Genomic DNA, 18,960 nt, shown 5'->3' on the forward strand with positions numbered 1-18,960 from the left:
GCGATGCCGCCATGCTGCCGCACGTGAAGCTCGATGCGCTGGTGACGCGCCATGCCGCGCTCCAGGCGGAGCTTGCCGGCAAGCTGCCGCCCGAGAGCTTCGTGCGGCTGTCGCGTGAGCTCGCCGAGCTCACCCCGATCGTCGAGAAGGTGACGCGCTACACGGATCTGCTGCGCGAGATCGACGACGTCGCGGCGATCGCCGCCGATCCGGCGAGCGACAGCGAGTTGCGCGACATCGCGGCCGCCGAGAAGGCGACCCTGGAGGAGACCCGCGAGAGCCTCGAGCAGGACATCAAGCTCGCGCTCATCCCCAAGGACGCCATGGACGAGCGCAACGTGATCCTCGAGATCCGCGCCGGCACGGGCGGCGACGAGGCGGCGCTGTTCGCCGGCGATCTGTTCCGCATGTACGAGCGCTACGCCGCGCAGCGCGGCTGGAAGACCGAGATCATGTCGGCCAGCGAAGGCACCATGGGCGGCTACAAGGAGATCGTCGCCGAGATCCGCGGCGCCGGCGCCTTCGCACGGCTGAAGTTCGAGTCGGGCGTGCACCGCGTCCAGCGGGTGCCCGACACCGAAGGGTCCGGCCGCATCCACACCTCGGCCGCCACCGTCGCGGTGCTGCCCGAGGTCGAGGAGGTCGACATCGCCATCAACGAGGCGGACCTCAAGATCGACACCATGCGGTCGAGCGGCGCCGGCGGACAGCACGTCAACAAGACCGAGTCGGCGATCCGGGTGACGCATATGCCGAGCGGCATCGTCGTGTTCGTCCAGGAGGAGCGCTCGCAGCACCGCAACCGCGCCAAGGCGATGGCGATGTTGCGGGCGCGCCTCTACGACCAGGAGCAGCAGAAGCGCGATGCGGCGCGCGCCGCCGAGCGGCGCGGCCAGGTCGGCTCCGGCGACCGCTCCGAGCGCATCCGAACTTATAATTTCCCGCAGGGTCGCGTCACCGACCACCGCATCAACCTGACTCTCTACAAGCTGCCGCAAGTGATGGAAGGCGAGGCGCTCGGCGAGTTCGTCGACGCGCTGGTGACCGAGCACAATGCCGCGCTGCTCGCCGCCGAAAGCGGCGCGGTATGACGCCCCGCATCCCTGACGCATGTCGACCCGACGCGATTCGGACGTGACCCCATGCACAAGCCGCGATTTCCTCTCCGCTGGCGGCACCGGTTTCTCAGGGTGCTGGCGCCGCGCACCTGGCAGGGACGCTTCATCCAGCTCGTGCTCGCGACCGCGGTGCTGATCGCGGCGCTCTACTGGACCGGCCATTTCGCAGTGATCGCGGCGCTGTGGTCGCGATGGACCGGCTGATCGTCGCGCCCGGCCTGCCGATCGGCGCCGCGCGCCGCGCGCTTGCCGCGGCTCTGCGCGGGGCAGGATGCGACACGCCGGAGCTCGATGCGCGCCTGCTGATCGGCCACGCGCTCGGGCTCGATCACGCCGGCCTCGCCGTCGCCGCCGAGCGCCCGCTGTCCGCCGACGAGGCGAGGCGCATCGACGCGCTGGCGCAGCGCCGGCGCGCTCACGAGCCGGTCTCACGGATTCTTGGTTCGCGCGAGTTCTGGAGCCTGCCGCTCGCGGTGACGCCCGCCGTGCTCGATCCGCGTCCCGACACCGAGACCGTGGTGACGGCGGCGCTCGCCGCCATTGACGCGCGCCATGGCCGCGGCGCGGTGCGCCGCATCGCCGATCTCGGCACCGGCTCCGGCGCGCTGCTGCTGGCGCTGTTGTCCGAGCTGCCGCAGGCGCACGGCATCGGCACCGATCGCAGCCTCGCAGCCCTCGCCGTGGCAGGTGAGAATGCGCGACGTCTCGGCCTCGTCACACGCGCCGCGTTCGTCGCCTGCGACTACGGCTCGGCACTCGCGGGCGGCCTCGACCTCGTCGTCTCCAACCCGCCCTATATCCGCAGCACCGACATCGCCACCTTGGCGCCGGAGGTGCGCGACCACGATCCGCATCTCGCGCTCGACGGCGGGCCGGACGGGCTCGACGCCTATCGGGCGATCGCGGCGGACGCGCCGCGCCTGCTCGCACCGGGCGGCACCCTGGTGGTCGAGGTCGGCGCCGGTCAGGCCGCCGCGGTTGTCGCTTTGTTCGATACGTCCGGACTCGACACGAACCGGTCGCCGCATCCGGACTTTTCCGGAGTTCTTCGAGCCGTCATGGCGCAACAGCAGACCTGATATACAAATTCGAAAGTCTTTCCCAACCTCCGACAAAAAAGAACTTGATTATCCAGCGAGAGCGACTAGTTTCCGCTTACGGAATCGACCTGGGTTGGGGTTGAGACGCTGCATAGGAAGCCCGGAGCAAGGCTCGGCGAGGCAAGCAGCGTCGACGCGGTCAGCAAAATCCGATGAACAGGATTGGTGCTGCACCACCCAGGATCGAGTTACTTCAACGGCTTCGGCGTGCGCTTCGGTTCGGTGGACTGCGAGCGGCGTGAGCATCGTGAGAGGTTGGCAGCGCCGCAGATGTGCTGCGGTCCAAGCTGAGCCATCAGAAGGCAAATTGTGGTGCGTCTGCGGACGCCCGCAGGGTATCGGCTGTGCGCGGTTGCAGCCGGTGGCGATCGGTCGTGGGCCGGTCCATGCAACCATTGATGTAACCGGTGGATGAACCGCCGCAATCAGAGGTGGCCGAAAGCCAAACCATGAGAAACGGTCAGAACAACAAGCGCATGCGGGGGCGCAACCGCAAGAGCCACAATCCGCTCACCCGGGTCTACGAGTCGAACGGCCCTGACGTCAAAATCCGCGGCACCGCATCGCACATCGCCGAAAAGTACATGCAGTTGGCCCGCGACTCGCAATCGTCCAGCGATCCCGTTTCGGCAGAGAACTATTTTCAGCATGCCGAGCACTATTTTCGGCTGATCGCGACGGCCCAGGAGCAGTTCCGCCAGACCACGCCGTTCTATCGCGGCGAGGGCGGCCCGGGTGATCCCCGCGACGACATGGACGACGACGACGGTGACGATCAGGGCCCGACGCAGGGCGCCGCCGATCAGCCCGCGTTCGGAACCCGCGACCCGCAGCCCTATCTGCCGCGCGATGCGCAGTTCTTCGTGCCGCGCGAACAGCCTTATGTGCGCCAGCCGCAGCCTGCCCAGGGCGGTGGCGACGAAGGCATCGACCGCCTGCCCTCGTTCGTCACCGGCGGCGCAGCGCCGCAGCAGCAGTCGGCGCAGAATTTCACCCCCCCCAACGGCGGCTTCGAGGGCCAGAGCGGCCAGAACAGCGACCGCTTCCCGCTGCATCGCCGCCGCCGCCGTCATCGCGGCGTGCGCGGCGAGCCGGGCTCGGCCGGCGAGAGCGGCGACGAGGGATCCTCGTCGGGTCCGTCGCAGGACTGAAGCCTCCCAATCCAAACGAGTGCCATCGCACAATCAAAACGCCGTCACGCGTGGTGACGGCGATTTTGCTTGTGGGCGAACGCCGAAGGATTAGTCCGACAGGATGGCCGGCGCCGGCGCCCGTCGGCGCGACAGCGGCACAAGCTCTAGTCCCCGCCCTTCACCGTCGTGCCGCCGGGCCAGGTCCAGCCCGTAATCTCCGGCATGTCCTCGCCGTGGCGGATCACATAGGCACGGTGCTCGGTCCTCTTGTCGCGCAAAAGCTGCTTCACGTGCGCGGCCGTGACGGCGAGGCCGGGGACGCGGTCGATCACGTCCATGGCGAGGCGGAAGCGGTCGAGATCGTTGATCACCATCATGTCGAACGGCGTCGTCGTGGTGCCCTCCTCCTTGTAGCCGCGCACATGGATGTTGTCGTGGTTGGTACGACGATAGGCGAGGCGGTGGATCAGGTACGGATAGCCGTGGAAGGCGAAGATCACGGGCCGGTCGCGAGTGAACAGTGAATCGAAGTCCCGATCGCTCAGACCGTGCGGATGCTCGCTCTCCGGCTGCAGCGTCATCAGGTCGACCACGTTGACGACGCGGATCTTCAAGGCGGGCAGATGCTCGCGCAGCAGGGCGACGGCGGCGAGCGTCTCCAGCGTCGGCACGTCGCCGGCGCAGGCCATCACCACGTCGGGCGTTTCGCCCTGGTCGTTGGAGGCAAAGTCGAAGATGCCGATGCCGGCGGCGACGTGGCGGATCGCCGCCTCGATGTCGAGCCACTGCGGCGCCGGCTGCTTGCCGGCGACGATGACGTTGATGCGGTCCCAGGTGCGCAGGACATGGTCCGTGACGGCCAGCAGCGTGTTGGCGTCGGGCGGCAGATAGACCCGCACCACGTCCGCCTTCTTGTTGATCACCACGTCGATGAAGCCAGGATCCTGATGCGTGAAGCCGTTGTGGTCCTGCCGCCAGACATGCGAGGTGAGCAGATAGTTGAACGAGGCGATCGCGCCGCGCCACGGCAGGCCGCGCGCCACCTTGAGCCACTTGGCGTGCTGGTTGAACATCGAGTCGACGATGTGGACGAAGGCCTCATAGCAGGAGAACAGGCCGTGGCGGCCGGTGAGCAGATAGCCTTCGAGCCAGCCCTGGCAGAGATGCTCGCTCAGCACCTCCATGACGCGGCCCTGGCGGGCGAGATGCACGTCGTAGGGCTCGATCGTCTCCTGCCAGACCCGCTCGGTCGCCTCGAACACGGCGTCGAGCCGATTGGAGGACGTCTCGTCCGGCCCCATCAGGCGAAAGTTTCGTGCCGCCTCGTTGAGGCGGATCACATCGCGCAGATAGGTGCCCATCACGCGCGTCGCCTCGCCCGTGGTGGCGCCCGGCGCCTCCACCGCGACCGCATGGATACGCAGATCCGGCAGCGCCAGCGCGCCGCGCAGCCCGGCATTGGCGTGCGGGTTGGCACCCATGCGGCGCGGGCCTGACGGCGCGAGCGTCGCGATGTCGTCGCGCAGGCGCCCCGCCTCGTCGAACAGCTCGGCGGGCCGGTAGCCGTGCATCCAGTCCTCGAGCAGCTTCAGATGCGCCGGGTTTTCGCGCGGGTCCGTGATCGGGACCTGGTGGGCGCGCCAGAACCCCTCGACCCTCTTGCCGTCGACCTCCTTCGGGCCGGTCCAGCCTTTCGGGCTGCGCAGCACAATCACGGGCCAGCGCGGCGGGGGCTCGTCCCGTTGCGCGTCGCGTCGTGCCGACGACTGGATCGCCGCGATCTGGTCGAGCGCGCGGTCGAGCGTCGCCGCCATCAGGCGGTGCATCGCCATCGGCTCGTCGCCGACGACGAACAGCGGCTCCCAGCCGAGCCCGCGGAACATGGCGGCAATCTCGTCGTCCGCCATGCGGCCCAGCACGGTCGGATTGGCGATCTTGTAGCCGTTGAGATGCAGGATCGGCAGCACGGCGCCGTCGTGCACCGGATCGAGGAATTTTATCGACTGCCACGCGCCGGCGAGCGGGCCGGTCTCCGCCTCGCCGTCGCCGACTACGCAGGCGACCACGAGAGCCGGATTGTCGAACGCCGCCCCGAAGGCGTGAGCGAGCGAATAGCCGAGCTCGCCGCCCTCGTGGATCGAGCCCGGCGCCTCCGGCGCCGCATGGCTCGGAATGCCGCCCGGGAACGAGAACTGGCGAAAAAGCTTTTGCAGGCCCTCCGCGTCGCGGCCGATGTCGGGATAGATCTCCGAATAGCTGCCCTCGAGATACGTGTTCGCCACCATGGCGGGGCCGCCATGACCAGGGCCGCACACAAAAATCATGTCGAGGTCGCGCGCCACGATAACGCGGTCGAGATGCACATAGACGAAGCTCAGGCCCGGCGACGTGCCCCAATGGCCGAGCAGTCGCGGCTTGATGTGCTCGCGCCGGAGCGGCTCGCGCAGCAGCGGATTGTCGAGGAGATAAATCTGCCCGACCGTGAGATAGTTCGCGGCGCGCCACCAGGCGTCCATGCGGGCGAGAAGCGTCTCGTCGAGGCCGCTCGCGGCTGCGGCTGTGGTCTGGTCCATGTCTGTCTCCTCGCCGCTGGTTGGCGTCGCCGTCTTCTCCGCTCATGCCCGCGAAAGCAGGCATCCAGGTGCGCGGTCCTGGGTCCCCGCTTTCGCGGGGACGAGCGGAACAGGGAACGCCCCGAGCACAACGTCTCGATGACGACTGCGGCCACATCCTGTCTGCAACGATCCGACACGCTACTCCGTTCCCGTCATGGCCCGGCCAGCACGCCCGGCAACCAGGTGGCGAGCTGCGGCACGAACCACAGGAGAACCAGCGCGAAGAGCTGGATCAGCACGAACGGGATGGCACCGACATAGATGTGCGCCGTGGTGATCTCCTTGGGCGCGACGCCGCGCAGGAAGAACAAGGTCGGCCCGAGCGGCGGATGGATGTAGGATGTCTGCAGGTTGAGCGCGATCATCACGGCGAGCCACACCGGATCGACTCCGGGAAGCTGCAGCAGCGCCGGCGCGACGATCGGCACGACGACGAAGATGATCTCGAAGGCGTCCATGACGAAGCCGAGCAGGAAGATCGCCAGCATCACGGTGAGCACGGCGCCGGCCGTGCCGCCCGGCAGATCCGACAGCGCGCGGTGCACCAGGTCGTCGCCGCCGAGCCCGCGAAACACCAGGCTGAACAGCGTCGCCCCGATCAGGATCAGGAAGATCATGCTGGTGACCTCGGCGGTGCGGGCCAGCACCGCCGTCAGCACGCCGGCGCGATAGACCTTTGCGACCGGCATGATCACCAGCACGGCGGCCACGGCCAGCAGGGCCGCCGGCAGCGCCGCGGCGATCTCGCCGTCGAAGATTTCGCGCGGCGCCGGGCCCTGGGCGGACAGCGCCCGCAGGGCGACCAGCACGGCCGCCATCGCAGCGACCCAAAAGCCCCAGGCGCGCGGGTCGGAGCGCGCGGCCAAGAGCGTCGCGCCGAAGGCGCCGACCGCGGCCGCCTCGGTCGGCGTCGCCAGGCCGCCCAGGATCGAGCCCAGCACGGCGACGATCAGCAGGATCGGCGCGACCAGCACGGCGAGCACCTGCCGCAGCAGCGCGAGCCCGTGTGGCGCATCCGGATCGGGCGGGATCGCCGGCGAGGATTTCGGAACCACGATCGCCACGCCGATCAGGAACACCAGATAGAGCGCGACCAGCCCGAAGGCCGGCAGCATGGCGCCGGCGAACAGGTCGCTCACCGTCACGGACTGGGGCGCGAAGTTGCCCTGCGCGAGCTGCGCCGCCTGGTAGGCGTTGCTCATCTGGTCGCCGAGCAGCACCAGCACGGTGGCGGGCGGGAAGATCTGCGCGAGCGTCGCCGTGGCCACGACCGTTCCGGCGGCGAGCCGCTTGTCGTAGCCGTGCCGCAGCATGGTCGGCAGCACGATCAGCCCCATCGTCACCGTGGTGGCGCCGACGATGCCTTTTGCCGCGGCGAGAAGCACGCCGACCAGGACCACCGCGACCGCCAGGCCGCCGCGCAAGGTGCCGAACAGGCGGCCCATCGCCTCCAACAGCTCCTCGGCGATACGTGAGCGTTCGAGCATCACGCCCATGAACACAAACAGCGGGATGGCGAGCAGCACCTCGTTGGTCATCACCCCGAAAATGCGCTGCGGCAGGGCGCCGAGCAGCGCCGTGCCCATTACGCCGGCGAGGTCGCCGATCGCCACGAAGGCGAGCGCGACGCCGGCGAGCGTCAGCGCCACCGGATAGCCGGCCATCAGCAGCGTGACGGCGGACACCACCATCAGGATCGCGAGAAGGTCGGGACCGCCCATGGACTATCCGTGCCCCGCCGCCGGCGCGCGCCCGGCCAGCACCAGGACGGCGCGGAAAAGCTGGGCGAGGCCCTGAAGAAACATCAGCACGGCGAAGGCCGGGATCAGGCTTTTGAGCAGGAACACCAGCGGCAGGCCGCTCGCCTCGCGCGAGCGTTCGAGGATCGCCCAGGAGCGCCCCACATAGGGCCAGGACAGCCACAGAAGCACGCCGGCGAAGGGGAGGAGGAACATCACCGTGCCGAGCGCATCGACGATCGCTATTTTGCGCGGCGCCGCGTCGGCGTAGAAAAGGTCGACCCGCACATGTCCGCCGCGTGAAAGCGTGCCGGCGGCGGCCAGCATGAACAGGGCGGCGTGGGCGTAGACGGCGGTCTCCTGCAGCCACAGCGAGCCGGCGCCGAGCGCGTAGCGGCAGAGCACCACGGCGAGCTGCACCAGGACGACCACCAGCGCCCCCCAGGCCGCGACGCGGAACACCGCCCCGGTGAGGCGGTCGATCCCGTCCGCCACGGCGGCGAGCCGCGCCAGACGGGCGCGCGGCGGGAGCATCTCGGGGCGGGGGGCGGCAGGGGCGGACATCGGCGCCTTATACGACGGCCGGGGCGGGGGAATAAGAACTGTCGTGCATTGCCGAATGGGCACAGCGTCGCGTCTCCCTCTCCCCGCGTGCGGGGAGAGGGTCGGGGTGAGGGGGCGCCTCGTGGACACGGAAACGCCCCCTCACCCGGATCGCTTCGCGATCCGACCTCTCCCCGCACGCGGGGAGAGGTGACGAATTGCCCCGGGCTTTCCCCTCGCCCACCCGCTCGCCTATATAGAGGCCGAACGGAGCCCTCCATGACCGAAAAGATCCCCGTCACGGTCCTCACCGGCTATCTCGGTGCGGGCAAGACCACCCTCCTCAACCGCATCCTGTCGGAGCCACACGGCTACCGGTTCGCCGTCATCGTCAACGAGTTCGGCGAGATCGGCATCGACAACGACCTCGTCGTCTCGGCCGACGAGGAGGTGTTCGAGATGAACAATGGCTGCCTGTGCTGCACGGTGCGGGGCGACCTCATCCGGATCATCGAAGGCTTGATGCGGCGGCGCGGCAAGTTCGACGCCATCCTGGTGGAGACCACCGGGCTCGCCGACCCGGCGCCGGTAGCGCAGACCTTCTTCGTCGATGCCGATGTCGGGAAGGCCGCCAAGCTCGACGCCGTGGTGACGGTCGCCGACGCCAAATGGCTGCGCGACCGCCTGAAGGATGCCCCCGAGGCGAAGAACCAGATCGCCTTCGCCGACGTGATTCTGCTCAACAAGACGGATCTGGTCAGCGCCGACGAGCTGCTGGACGTCGAGGGCCACATCCGCGCCATCAACCCCTACGCGACGCTGCACAGCACCGAGCGCTGCAGCATTCCGATCGCCGAGGTCCTGGGACGCAACGCCTTCGATCTCGACCGCATCCTGGAGATCGAGCCCGCCTTCCTGGACAAGGACGACCACGACCACGACCATGATCATGATCATGATCATGATCACCACCATCATGATCATGACCACGGGAACGGCCATGATCACGATCATCACCACCACGACGAGCCCCATGGCGGCGGCCTGAAGCACTATCACGACGAGCACATCCAGTCGGTGGCGATCAAGACGACACAACCGCTCGATCCCGACAAGTTCTTTCCCTGGATCCAGAAACTGGTCGCCGAGGAAGGCCCGAAGATCCTGCGCTGCAAGGGGATCCTGTCCTTCAAGGACGATCCCGACCGGTTCGTCTTCCAGGGCGTCCACATGATCCTGGACGGCGACCATCAGCGCGCCTGGCGCGACGACGAGACGCGCGACAGCCGGCTCGTCTTCATCGGCCGCGAGCTGCCCGAGCAGCTCATCCGCGACGGGTTTGCGACGTGCCTGACATGAGCGACACCTCGGTCCCGTCCAACTCGCTGGTCGAGCGCACCCGCGCCATCGATGCGGGCGCTCCCGTGGTGGCGGTCGGCTTCGTCGGCCCGAAGGGACGCGACACCGCGGCCTTCGCGCTCGGCGAGGAGACGGTGCTGCTGGTCGGGGACGACGGCACCGAGCGGCACGTCGCCGTCCACGGCGGCGGCATCCTGTGCGCCATGAGCGACGGCGCGCGGCTGATCACCGGCGGCGACGACGGCCGCGTGATGGCGACGGCGCCGGACGGTACCGTCACCGAGATCGCCGTCGACGCCAAGCGGCGCTGGATCGACAGGGTCGCGGCCGGGCGCGACGGCGTCGTCGCCTGGTCGGCCGGCAAGCAGGTGTTTGCCCGGACCAGCAAGGGCGAGGTGCGCGCGACCGAGGTCGGCTCGTCGGTCGGCGGGCTCGCCTTCGCGCCCAAGGGGCTCAGGCTCGCCATCGCCCACTACAACGGCGCCTCGCTGTGGTTCCCCAATGCGCAGACGCCGCCCGAGAGCCTGGAGTGGAAGGGCTCGCATATCGGCGTCAGCTTCAGCCCGGACGGCCGCTTCCTGGTCACCTCCATGCAGGAGCCGGCCCTGCACGGCTGGCGGCTCGCCGACAGCAAGCACATGCGGATGATGGGCTACGCCGCCAAGGTGCGGGCGATGTCGTGGACCGCGGATGGCCGCGAGCTCGCCACCTCGGGCGCCGACACGCTGGTGATCTGGCCGTTCCACGGCAAGGACGGCCCGATGGGCCAGCAGCCCCGCCTGCTCGCCCCGACCGCCAACCTGGTGGTGGCGGTGGCGTGCCATCCGGGCCAGCCGGTCGCCGCGGTCGGCTACGACAACGGCATGGTGCTCTTGGTGCGGCTCGAGGATGCGGCCGAGATCGTGGTGCGGCATCCGGGCGGCAGCGCCGTCTCGGCACTCGGCTGGAACGCGGCCGGCACCCGGCTCGGCTTCGGCACCGAGGACGGCGCCGCCGGCCTGCTGGCACTTTAGTCCACGGAGCGTGGCGTCACGGCGCCGCCCCGGGTGGCGCCACCAGGGCGCTGACCAGGCCGAACCGATCGAAGACACGCCGCACCAGGCCGGAGGCCTTCGCCTCCTCGACGAAGGCGGCCACCAGGGCCCTGGCCCGTGGCCGCCCCTTCGGCACCGCCACGGCCGTCGTCGTCGTCAGGAAATACTCGTCGAGGATCCGCGATCCGGCGATCTCCGGGGCCATGCCCAGCAACGATTCGCGCCCCATCGCGATCGCGTCGGCATTGCCGCCGTGCATCATGGCGACGGCGTCGTCCGGCGAATCGACGGCGAGATGGGTGGCGCGCGGCGCGGCCCGCATCGAGGCCCGCAGGGTCGCGCTGTCGCGCACCGCCGTGATGCGCACGCCGGGCGCGTCGGCGTCGGCCACGCATTTGATGCGCGATCCGACAGGCACCAGGTAGGTGCTCTGCAGGATGTGGTAGGCGCTGCCGAAGTCGACCAGGGCGCGGCGCTCCTCGTCGGCGGGCAGGAAGGCTACGTCCCAGCGGCCGCTCTCGGCCGTCATCTGGATCTCGCCGGTGCCGCGGAACGCCACCAGATCCAGCGGCAGGCCGGTCGCCGCGGCCAGCGCCTCGGCCAGCGCGACGGTGACGCCGCGCAACGGCCCGGTCGGATAGTCGCGGACCGCGTAGACGGCCGACGGCGTCAAGCTGATCGGGACGGCAACGCGCAGGCGCCTGGTCGGCGCCAGCTCCTCCAGGACGGCCGGGCTGATCGGGATGTCCTCGGCCGCTGCGCTCGTCACGATCCGGTCCGGCATGGGCATGCGGCTCTCCTTGGGGCCGATCCCCAGGGCGCGAATCATCTCAGAAGAAATCGCTTTTCGCCATTGCTCTCGCGACTTACCCCCGGGACAATCGGCGCGGGAAGAACGCCGGACGGCACGCCTATGCGGGTCATCCTAGCCCGGCCGAGACGACGCGGCGCGCCGCCGCTCCCTTCTCGCGCAGGGCGGGCAGGCTGCTAGGATTGCAGCAGGCGCGCGCCGCGCTCCCGGACCGGCGTGGAAAGGATCAGCATGCATGTGCTCGTGACCGGCGCCGCCGGCATGATCGGCCGCAAGCTCGCAGAACGACTCGGCCGCGAGGACGTGCTCGGCGGCGCCGCCATCACGGTGCTGACGCTCACCGACGTGGTCGAGCCGCCGGTGCCGGCCGGCTTTTCCGGCTCGATCCGCCGGATCACCGCCGATCTCGCCGCTCCGGGCGTCGCCGCCAGCCTGATCTCGGCGCGACCGGACGTCGTGTTCCATGTCGCCGGTGTCGTCTCGGCCGAGGCGGAAACCGATTTCGACAAGGGCTATCGCAGCAATCTCGACGGCACCCGCGCCCTGCTCGATGCGATCCGGGCCGTCGACGGCGGCTATGCGCCGCGATTCGTCTTCACGTCGTCCTGCGCGGTGTTCGGCGCGCCGTTCCCCGAGACCATCGGCGACGATTTCCATCTCACGCCGCTGACCTCCTACGGCACCCAGAAGGCGATGTGCGAGCTGCTGCTCGCCGACTACAGCCGGCGCGGCTTCCTCGATGGCGTCGCCCTGCGGCTGCCGGCTGTCTGCGTGCGGCCGGGACCGCCCAACAAGGCCGCCTCGGGTTTCTTCTCGGCCATCATCCGCGAGCCGCTCGCCGGCCGCGAGGCGATCCTGCCGGTCGGCGACGACGTGCTGCACACCCATGCCAGCCCGCGCGCCACCGTCGGCTTTCTGATCCACGCCGCCGGCCTTTCGCGCGACACACTGGGACCGCGCATCGCCCTCACCATGCCGGGCGTGTGCTGCACGGTGGGCGAGCAGATCGAGGCGCTGCGACGGGTCGCCGGCGACGCCGCGGTGTCGCTGATCAGGCGCGCTCCCGATCCGCTGGTGGAACGAATCGTCGCCGGTTGGCCACACCGCTTCGATCCGGCGCGCGCCCGCGCGCTCGGCTTCGTCGCGGAGTCATCGTTCGACGAGATCGTGCGCATCCACATCGAGGACGATCTCGGCGGAACAATCCCGGCCTGACGCGCCGCGATCGAGGCGGTAGACAGGCGCATGCGCTTCGCCACCCCGCTGATCCCGGCCACCCTGCTGCGCCGCTACAAGCGTTTCCTCGCCGACGTGGCGCTCGCCGACGGCGCGGTGGTGACCGCGCATGTCGCCAATCCGGGCAGCATGCTGGGGCTGGCCATGCCGGGCCTGCGGGTATGGCTGTCGCGCTCGAACAATCCGGCGCGGAAGCTCGCGCATTCGTGGGAGCTGGTGGAGGTCGATATCGGCGCCGGGCCGGAGCTGGTCGGCGTCAACACGGCGCATCCGAATGCTCTGGCGGCCGAGGCGATCGCGGCCGACGCCATTCCGGCGCTCGCCGGCTATGCCGGGCTGCGCCGCGAGGTGAGATACGGCACCCGCTCCCGGGTCGACCTGCTGCTCGAGGATTCGTCGCGGCCGCCCTGCTGGGTGGAGATCAAGAGCGTCACGCTGATGCGGCAGCCGGGACTGGCCGAGTTCCCGGACGCCGTCACGGCCCGCGGCGCCCGCCATCTCGACGATCTCGCGGCCCAGGTGGCGGCGGAACACCGGGCCGTGATGCTGTTCCTGATCCAGATCGGCTCGGCCGCGCGGTTCTCGCTCGCCCGCGACATCGACCCGGCCTACGGCATCGCCTTCGATCGGGCCCGGGCCGCCGGGGTCGAGGTTTTGGCACACCGCTGTACGGTCACGCGCGAGGGGATTTTGGTCGGCGACCCCGTCCCCCTGGCGGAGCCGGGGGCAGCCGCGGCCGCCCCCGGCCAGAAAATCACCCGACCCGCCGGGCGAGCGGGATGACCAGATGGATCATCGCCAGCACCATCGGCGGCACGACGACGGCCGTGAGGGCCGGCAGCGGCCACCCGGACGTCAGCGGCGTCACCAGGGCCAGCAGCAGGTTGATGGTCAGGTATGCCCCGATCATCGCGGTGGCGGCGAAGCGGATCGGGGCGCGGCGAACAGGGTTTTGGGTGGAGTTTTGGGCGGCGACCATGAGGCTCTCCTGACGACCATGAAACGGATCGATACGGAACGACCCGTTTCGTTCATGGGCCTTGATCTATACGGACCGTTTCGTTAAGTCAAGAGGGCCGCGCGGCGCAGAATCGCATCAAAACCGGACGCCGCGCCGAGGAGCCTGCCATGGACGAGCCGAGCAACGGCGATCTCCCCGGCCCCGGCCCTGCTTCGGCAGGATCGCCCGAGTGCGAGCACGCGGCGCGGCGCGCCTCGATCGGGGCCCGCCGCAACCCGGCGACCGAGGCCGCGATCCTGGAGGCGGCCCGCGGCCTCCTGGCCGAGAAGGGCTATGCCGGCTTCTCGATCGACGAGGTGGCGCGCCGCGCCGGCGCCGGCAAGCCGACCATCTATCGCTGGTGGCCGTCCAAGGCCGACCTGTTCATCGCCGTGTACGCGGCCGACAAGGCGGCCGCCATCGCGGTGCCGGACACCGGCGACCTCGCCGACGACCTCGTCGCCTACACGACCAATGTCTGGCGATTCTGGCGCGAGAGCGTGCCGGGAGCGGCGTTCCGGGCACTGATTGCCGAGGCCCAGGCGACTGGCTCCGCCCTCGAGGTGCTGCGCGAGAAATTCCTGCCGGCGCGCCTGTGCGACCTCGAGAGCCTGTTCACCCACGCCGCCGCGCGCGGCGAGATCGCGGCCGACGACGTCGAGGGCCTGCTGCGGCTCTATATCGGCTTCCACTGGTTCCAACTGCTGACCGGCCGCATCGACGAGGATCCGGCCCTGATCGCCCGCATGGTCGGTCTGATCGTACGGGCCGGCCGCAGCGGCCGGCCCGCCTGACAAACGCGTCGGCAGGACCCAGACCCGCCCGCCGGGATGATTGATTCGGGGCTCCAAACGCCTACATTCGGAACATCATCGACGAGGCCTGATCATTCATGACGTATATCGATGCGGCGGCCGCGCCGCTGCGCAAGAACGGACAGATCAAGATTTACGGACCGGACGCGTTCGCCGGCATGCGGCAGGCGGGCCAGCTCGTCGCCCGCTGCCTCGACATGCTGGTCCCCGAGGTGAAGCCCGGCGTTCCGACCGACCGCATCGACCGGCTGGTGTTCGAGTTCGCCATGGATCACGGCGCCTATCCGGCGACCCTGATGTATCGCGGCTATACGCGCTCGACCTGCACGTCGCTCAACCACGTGGTCTGCCACGGCATCCCCAACGACAAGCCGCTCAAGGAGGGTGACATCGTCAATGTCGACGTCACCCTGATCCTCGACGGCTGGCACGGCGATTCGAGCCGCATGTTCGGGGTCGGCGAGATTCCGCGCCGCGCCGAGCGGCTGATCGACGTCACCTACGAGTCGATGAACCGCGGCATCGCGGTGATCAAGCCGGGCGCCACGGCGGGCGACATCGGCGCCGCCATCGAGGCCTTCGTCGAGCCCCAGAACATGAGCGTGGTTCGCGACTTCTGCGGCCACGGGCTGGGCCGCCTGTTCCACGACGAGCCCAACATCGTGCATGTCGGCCGGCGCGGCGAGGGCATCGTGCTGCGGCCCGGCATGCTGTTCACGGTGGAGCCGATGATCAATCTCGGCCGCCCGCACGTGAAGGTGCTGTCCGACGGCTGGACCGCGGTGACCCGCGACCGCTCGCTGTCGGCGCAATTCGAGCACACGGTCGGCGTCACCGAGACGGGCGTCGAGGTGTTCACCTACTCGCCCCAAGGCCTCGACAAGCCGCCGGTGACCAGCGGCCGGCATTGAGGGCGGCGCTCACGTCACGCGTATGCTGACGCTGTCATTCCGGGGCGCTGCGAAGCAGCGAACCCGGAATCCAGCGAGATATTCCGAGCATGTGGCTGGATTCCGGGTCCGGCGCGTTGCGCCGTCCCGGAATGACCCGCGATCGAAGCAGCCTCACGCCGTCGCGTCGCGCCAGAACGCCGCGACGACGGCGGCCATCAGGGCGATGATGGTCAGCACCATGCCGACCGTCGCGGGCCAGCCGCCGAGCGCCCAGGCGAGGCCCGGCAGCGAGGCGCCGGCGCTGCCGCCGACATAGAACACCGTCATGTAGAGACCGACGGCCGAGGAGCGCCCCTCCTTGGCCGTGGCCGTCACAGCACCGGTCGACACGCCCTGGCACATCATGCCGCAGGTGGCGCACAAGGTGAGGCCGATCAGGATGCTCCACACGGCCGGCGTGAGCAGCAGCGCCGCACCCACCGCCCAGCCGGCCAGCACGCCGAGCACGAAGCGCCGCCGGCCGAACAGCGTGACGGCCCGGCCGATCGACGGCACGGTCGCCGAGCCGACCAGATAGGTCAGGAAGATGAGGCCCAGCATCGAGGGCGAGAAGAAATACGGCGCACCGGCGAGGTGGAAGTTCACATAGGTGAACACCGCCATGAAATTGAACAGCACGCCGAAGCCGACCGCGTAGATCGGAATCAGGCGCCGGTCGACGAGGTGACGGAGCATCTGCCGCAGCGAGGCGCCCAGGCCCTCGGAGCGCACGAAATGCCGCTCCTTGTCGAGTGCCAGACCGAACAGGAGCGCGCACGCGACGGTGATCACGGCCAGCGAGGCGATGGCCGGCCGCCAGCCGACCAGATCGGTCAGCAGGCCCGGGATCAGGCGGCCCGAGAAGCCGCCGAGGCTCGACCCCATCATGTAGATGCCGGCGACGCCGGCCACCTCTGCGGGCGGAAACTCGTCGCCCACATAGGCGAGCGCGGTGGCGAACACGGGCGGCAGCGCCAACCCCTGGATGAAGCGCCAGACGACGATCTGGTGCACGTCGGTGGCGAGCGCGACCATCACGGTCGGCAGCGCCACGGCCAGCATGGCGATGACGATCACCCGCTTGCGGCCGAGCATGTCGGTGACGACACCGGTGAACGGCGCCGAGATCGCGATCGAGAGGGTGCCGGCCGTCATCACGGCGCTGATTTCGGCGGCCGTGACGCCGAATTCGTGCGCCAGCGCGGGCAGCAGCGCCTGCGGCGAGTAGAGATTGAGGAAGGCGCAATATCCCGCGAGGGCGATGCCGACGCGGCGGGAGTCGATGGTCATTCCGAGTTCGTTTCGTGATGGATCGTGCGGACTATACCAGAGCCGGCGGGCCGCGGTCCTGCCGCTGTAAGCAGGGCAGCGCAGCGCGCAGCCGCACGAGCGTATCGGCCGGCGTGCCGGAGGCGTCGACCGGGCTCCAGTCGAGCGTGCCGAGATCGTAGGCCTCCTGGCGGCGGACGACGGCGGCGTCGGCGTCGGACGCATCCGCCGTGCGGCCGCCGACCCGGGCGAGCCTCGTGGCGAGATCGGCGCCGAGGAACGCGCCGGCGAACGGCACGCCGGCGGCCCGCGCCGCCGCGGCGATCGCGGCGCGCTCCTCGGGACGGGCGAACACCGCATCGGCGATCACGCTGTGCCCGGCCGCGAGCGCCCGTCGCGTGCGCGCGAAAAGCTCGGCATAGACGCGCGCCGTTTCGGCCTCGCTGTAAGCCTCGGCCGGCAGCCGCGTGTGCTCGTCGACCCCGGACAGCGCCTTGCGCAGCACGTCGGTGCGCAGCAACACGGCGCCGGGCGCCGGCCCGAGGTCGGGGGCGAGCGCGCGCGCCGCCGCCGACTTGCCGGTGCCCGACAGGCCGCCGATCGCGATCAGCACGGGCCGCGGCGGCGCCATCAGGGCACAGGCGAGCCAAAAGTACTTTTCGGCCGCGGCGTCGCGGGCGGCGCGCCCGCCCACGGGCGCCGGCCGGGCCGCCGTCACCTTGGCCCGGATGGCGGCACGCAGCGACAGGAACAGCGGCAGCGCCGCGAGCGCGTCGAGGTCCGACGCGTAAAAATCCTGCTGCCGGCCGGTGTCGGCGAGCCAGCGGTCGAGCACGATGTTGGCCTGCGGACGCAGGTCGCGTTCCCACAGATCCATCAGCAGGAAGGCGAGGTCGTAGAGCACGTCGCCGGAGGCGACCAGCGGGTCGAACTCCAGCGCGTCGAACGGCACCGGTCTTCCGTCGATCAGGGCGATGTTGCCGAGATGGAGGTCGCCGTGCCCGCGCCGCACCAGCCCGGCTTTTCCGCGCGCGATCAGGAGGGGCTTCAGCCGCACCAGCGCCGCCCGCGACCGCGCCGTGAGCTCCGCCACGACCTGTGCGGCGAACAGGTCCGGCCGCTCGAAGAAGGCGTCGGCGTTCTGCGCCACATAGAGGCCGAGCGCGTCGATCCACGGCGCTGCCTCGACCACCGGCGCGCGGGCATGCGCGGCCGCCACCACGCGGCCGAGCTCATCGGCGAGGCCCGCGTCGATCGCACCCGCATCGGCGAGGCGGTCGAGCGTGCGGGTCTCGTCGAAGCGGCGCATTCTCACGGCCCATTCGACCGGCGGCCCGGCGCCGCCGAGCGCCAGCCGGCCATCGGCCTCGCGCGTGATCGCGACCACCCCGTCGTAGAGGTCCGGTGCGAACGGCCGGTTGGCCACGAGCTCCGCCTCGCAGACGGCGTGACGCTTCTCCAGCGTCGAGAAATCGAGGAACGGAAAGCGCACCGGGCGCTTGATCTTGAGGGCGCGGGATCCGGCCAGAAACACCGCGGCCGCATGGGTGTCGATCCGCGTCACCGGTGCGCCGCCATGGGTCGCGGGATCGCCCAGGAATGCCAGCACGGCATCCTGTCCGGCGCCGGGCGTCGCCGCCGCGGCCTCGTTCTGCGTCCTGTCGGAAGGTGAAACCATCATGCCCGGCGTTCGCGAGCCCAGGGCCGGGGCAATGCCCGCACCGGCCGATCGTTCGCGGCTCCAAAATCGATCCAGATCAAAGTCGTGCGCTCGACACGGTCCAGAATCATCATACGATAAATTCGGCGACGCAGTGGTGTCGCCGAGCGGAAGGAAGAGGAGGGCCGTCATGACCCAGTTGCCGCACGCGCTCAAGCGCATCCGGTTGAACCTCGCACGCTCGAAAGACTATCCGCTCGGGTCGGCCACCCACGGTTACGAGTTCGTCGCCCCGCTGCGCCCCGACGGCCATATCGATCCCGAGCTGTGGCGCAAGCAGCGCGAGCACTGCCGGGTGCGCCGCTTCTGGGGCGCCGAGGACGACGAGATCGGCCGCCTCGTGCACAAGCCGGGCGGTCCGGAGCACGCCCGCTGGGTGTTCGACTACGACGAGACCGCCGAGGACGACGACGAGGCCGGCTACCGGTTCGGCGCCCACGCCTTCCTGCCGGGTGAATACGTCTCGATCCGCGACGAGGACGGCGAGATGCGCACCTTCCAGGTCGTCACGGTCGAGCCGGCGACCTGAGGCGGCT

Annotated in this window: 18 protein-coding genes; 11 read left to right on the forward strand and 7 right to left on the reverse strand. The window is 69.7% G+C overall.

Going from position 1 to position 18,960, the window contains the following annotated elements:
- Window positions 1-11: 11 nt before the first annotated feature.
- From prfA to HXX10_RS09590, 4 genes are all read left to right on the forward strand, one after another.
- Window positions 12-1,091, forward strand: coding sequence for a peptide chain release factor 1 (gene prfA / locus HXX10_RS09575; RefSeq protein ID WP_296521949.1), 1,080 nt, complete (start codon window positions 12-14; stop codon window positions 1,089-1,091).
- Window positions 1,092-1,142: 51 nt separating this feature from the next.
- Window positions 1,143-1,322, forward strand: a complete 180-nt coding sequence (locus HXX10_RS09580) for a hypothetical protein (RefSeq protein ID WP_296521950.1) — start codon at window positions 1,143-1,145, stop codon at window positions 1,320-1,322.
- Window positions 1,310-2,197, forward strand: a complete 888-nt coding sequence (prmC, locus tag HXX10_RS09585; RefSeq protein WP_296521951.1) for a peptide chain release factor N(5)-glutamine methyltransferase — start codon at window positions 1,310-1,312, stop codon at window positions 2,195-2,197. The genes HXX10_RS09580 and prmC overlap by 13 nt, the downstream gene beginning before the upstream one ends.
- A gap of 470 nt (window positions 2,198-2,667) precedes the next feature.
- On the forward strand, window positions 2,668-3,369 hold the full coding sequence (locus HXX10_RS09590; RefSeq protein WP_296521952.1) for a DUF4167 domain-containing protein: 702 nt from the start codon (window positions 2,668-2,670) through the stop codon (window positions 3,367-3,369).
- A gap of 146 nt (window positions 3,370-3,515) precedes the next feature.
- Here the strand turns inward: HXX10_RS09590 and HXX10_RS09595 are convergent, their stop codons facing one another.
- The 3 genes from HXX10_RS09595 to HXX10_RS09605 all read right to left on the reverse strand — a co-directional run bounded on the left by HXX10_RS09595 (window position 3,516) and on the right by HXX10_RS09605 (window position 8,269).
- A complete protein-coding gene (locus tag HXX10_RS09595) occupies window positions 3,516-5,924 on the reverse strand; it encodes a phosphoketolase (protein WP_296521953.1) in 2,409 nt (802 codons plus the stop codon).
- Window positions 5,925-6,118: 194 nt separating this feature from the next.
- Window positions 6,119-7,687: a TRAP transporter large permease subunit gene (locus tag HXX10_RS09600; protein WP_296521954.1), complete on the reverse strand. Its 1,569-nt coding sequence runs from the start codon at window positions 7,685-7,687 to the stop codon at window positions 6,119-6,121.
- A gap of 3 nt (window positions 7,688-7,690) precedes the next feature.
- Entirely contained in the window at window positions 7,691-8,269 is a 579-nt protein-coding gene (locus tag HXX10_RS09605) for a TRAP transporter small permease subunit (RefSeq protein WP_296521955.1), read from the reverse strand.
- A gap of 258 nt (window positions 8,270-8,527) precedes the next feature.
- Here HXX10_RS09605 and HXX10_RS09610 point away from each other — a divergent pair, with 258 nt between their 5' ends.
- Window positions 8,528-9,607 (forward strand): GTP-binding protein, encoded by a 1,080-nt coding sequence (locus tag HXX10_RS09610; RefSeq protein ID WP_296521956.1) that lies wholly within the window; start codon window positions 8,528-8,530, stop codon window positions 9,605-9,607.
- Window positions 9,604-10,620, forward strand: a complete 1,017-nt coding sequence (locus tag HXX10_RS09615; RefSeq protein ID WP_296521957.1) for a WD40 repeat domain-containing protein — start codon at window positions 9,604-9,606, stop codon at window positions 10,618-10,620. The genes HXX10_RS09610 and HXX10_RS09615 overlap by 4 nt, the downstream gene beginning before the upstream one ends.
- A 16-nt stretch (window positions 10,621-10,636) precedes the next feature.
- Here the strand turns inward: HXX10_RS09615 and HXX10_RS09620 are convergent, their stop codons facing one another.
- Window positions 10,637-11,431 carry a transporter substrate-binding domain-containing protein gene (locus HXX10_RS09620; protein WP_296521958.1) on the reverse strand — a complete coding sequence of 265 codons (795 nt, stop codon included), beginning with the start codon at window positions 11,429-11,431 and terminating at the stop codon, window positions 10,637-10,639.
- 252 nt (window positions 11,432-11,683) lie between these two features.
- Between HXX10_RS09620 and denD the strand changes: the two genes are divergently transcribed.
- Window positions 11,684-12,667: a D-erythronate dehydrogenase gene (gene denD / locus HXX10_RS09625; protein WP_296521959.1), complete on the forward strand. Its 984-nt coding sequence runs from the start codon at window positions 11,684-11,686 to the stop codon at window positions 12,665-12,667.
- 30 nt (window positions 12,668-12,697) lie between these two features.
- Window positions 12,698-13,471 (forward strand): DNA/RNA nuclease SfsA, encoded by a 774-nt coding sequence (gene sfsA / locus HXX10_RS09630; RefSeq protein WP_296521960.1) that lies wholly within the window; start codon window positions 12,698-12,700, stop codon window positions 13,469-13,471.
- Here sfsA and HXX10_RS09635 read toward each other — a convergent pair.
- A complete protein-coding gene (locus HXX10_RS09635; protein ID WP_296521961.1) occupies window positions 13,443-13,667 on the reverse strand; it encodes a hypothetical protein in 225 nt (74 codons plus the stop codon). The two genes, sfsA and HXX10_RS09635, sit on opposite strands and share 29 nt — an antisense overlap.
- Before the next feature lie 149 nt (window positions 13,668-13,816).
- Between HXX10_RS09635 and HXX10_RS09640 the strand changes: the two genes are divergently transcribed.
- Both HXX10_RS09640 and map read left to right on the forward strand, forming a co-directional pair.
- Window positions 13,817-14,482: a TetR/AcrR family transcriptional regulator gene (locus tag HXX10_RS09640; RefSeq protein WP_296521962.1), complete on the forward strand. Its 666-nt coding sequence runs from the start codon at window positions 13,817-13,819 to the stop codon at window positions 14,480-14,482.
- Window positions 14,483-14,580: 98 nt separating this feature from the next.
- On the forward strand, window positions 14,581-15,414 hold the full coding sequence (gene map / locus HXX10_RS09645) for a type I methionyl aminopeptidase (RefSeq protein ID WP_296521963.1): 834 nt from the start codon (window positions 14,581-14,583) through the stop codon (window positions 15,412-15,414).
- 153 nt (window positions 15,415-15,567) lie between these two features.
- Here map and HXX10_RS09650 read toward each other — a convergent pair whose 3' ends face one another.
- Both HXX10_RS09650 and HXX10_RS09655 read right to left on the reverse strand, forming a co-directional pair.
- Window positions 15,568-16,725 carry an MFS transporter gene (locus HXX10_RS09650; RefSeq protein ID WP_296521964.1) on the reverse strand — a complete coding sequence of 386 codons (1,158 nt, stop codon included), beginning with the start codon at window positions 16,723-16,725 and terminating at the stop codon, window positions 15,568-15,570.
- Window positions 16,726-16,756: 31 nt separating this feature from the next.
- A complete protein-coding gene (locus HXX10_RS09655) occupies window positions 16,757-18,385 on the reverse strand; it encodes an AAA family ATPase (RefSeq protein ID WP_367141953.1) in 1,629 nt (542 codons plus the stop codon).
- A 169-nt stretch (window positions 18,386-18,554) separates the two neighbouring features.
- Between HXX10_RS09655 and HXX10_RS09660 the strand changes: the two genes are divergently transcribed.
- Window positions 18,555-18,953 carry a hypothetical protein gene (locus HXX10_RS09660; RefSeq protein ID WP_296521965.1) on the forward strand — a complete coding sequence of 133 codons (399 nt, stop codon included), beginning with the start codon at window positions 18,555-18,557 and terminating at the stop codon, window positions 18,951-18,953.
- The last annotated feature ends 7 nt before the right edge of the window (window positions 18,954-18,960 follow it).

This window comes from Rhodoplanes sp. (assembly GCF_013377085.1).
Lineage (GTDB): Bacteria > Pseudomonadota > Alphaproteobacteria > Rhizobiales > Xanthobacteraceae > Rhodoplanes.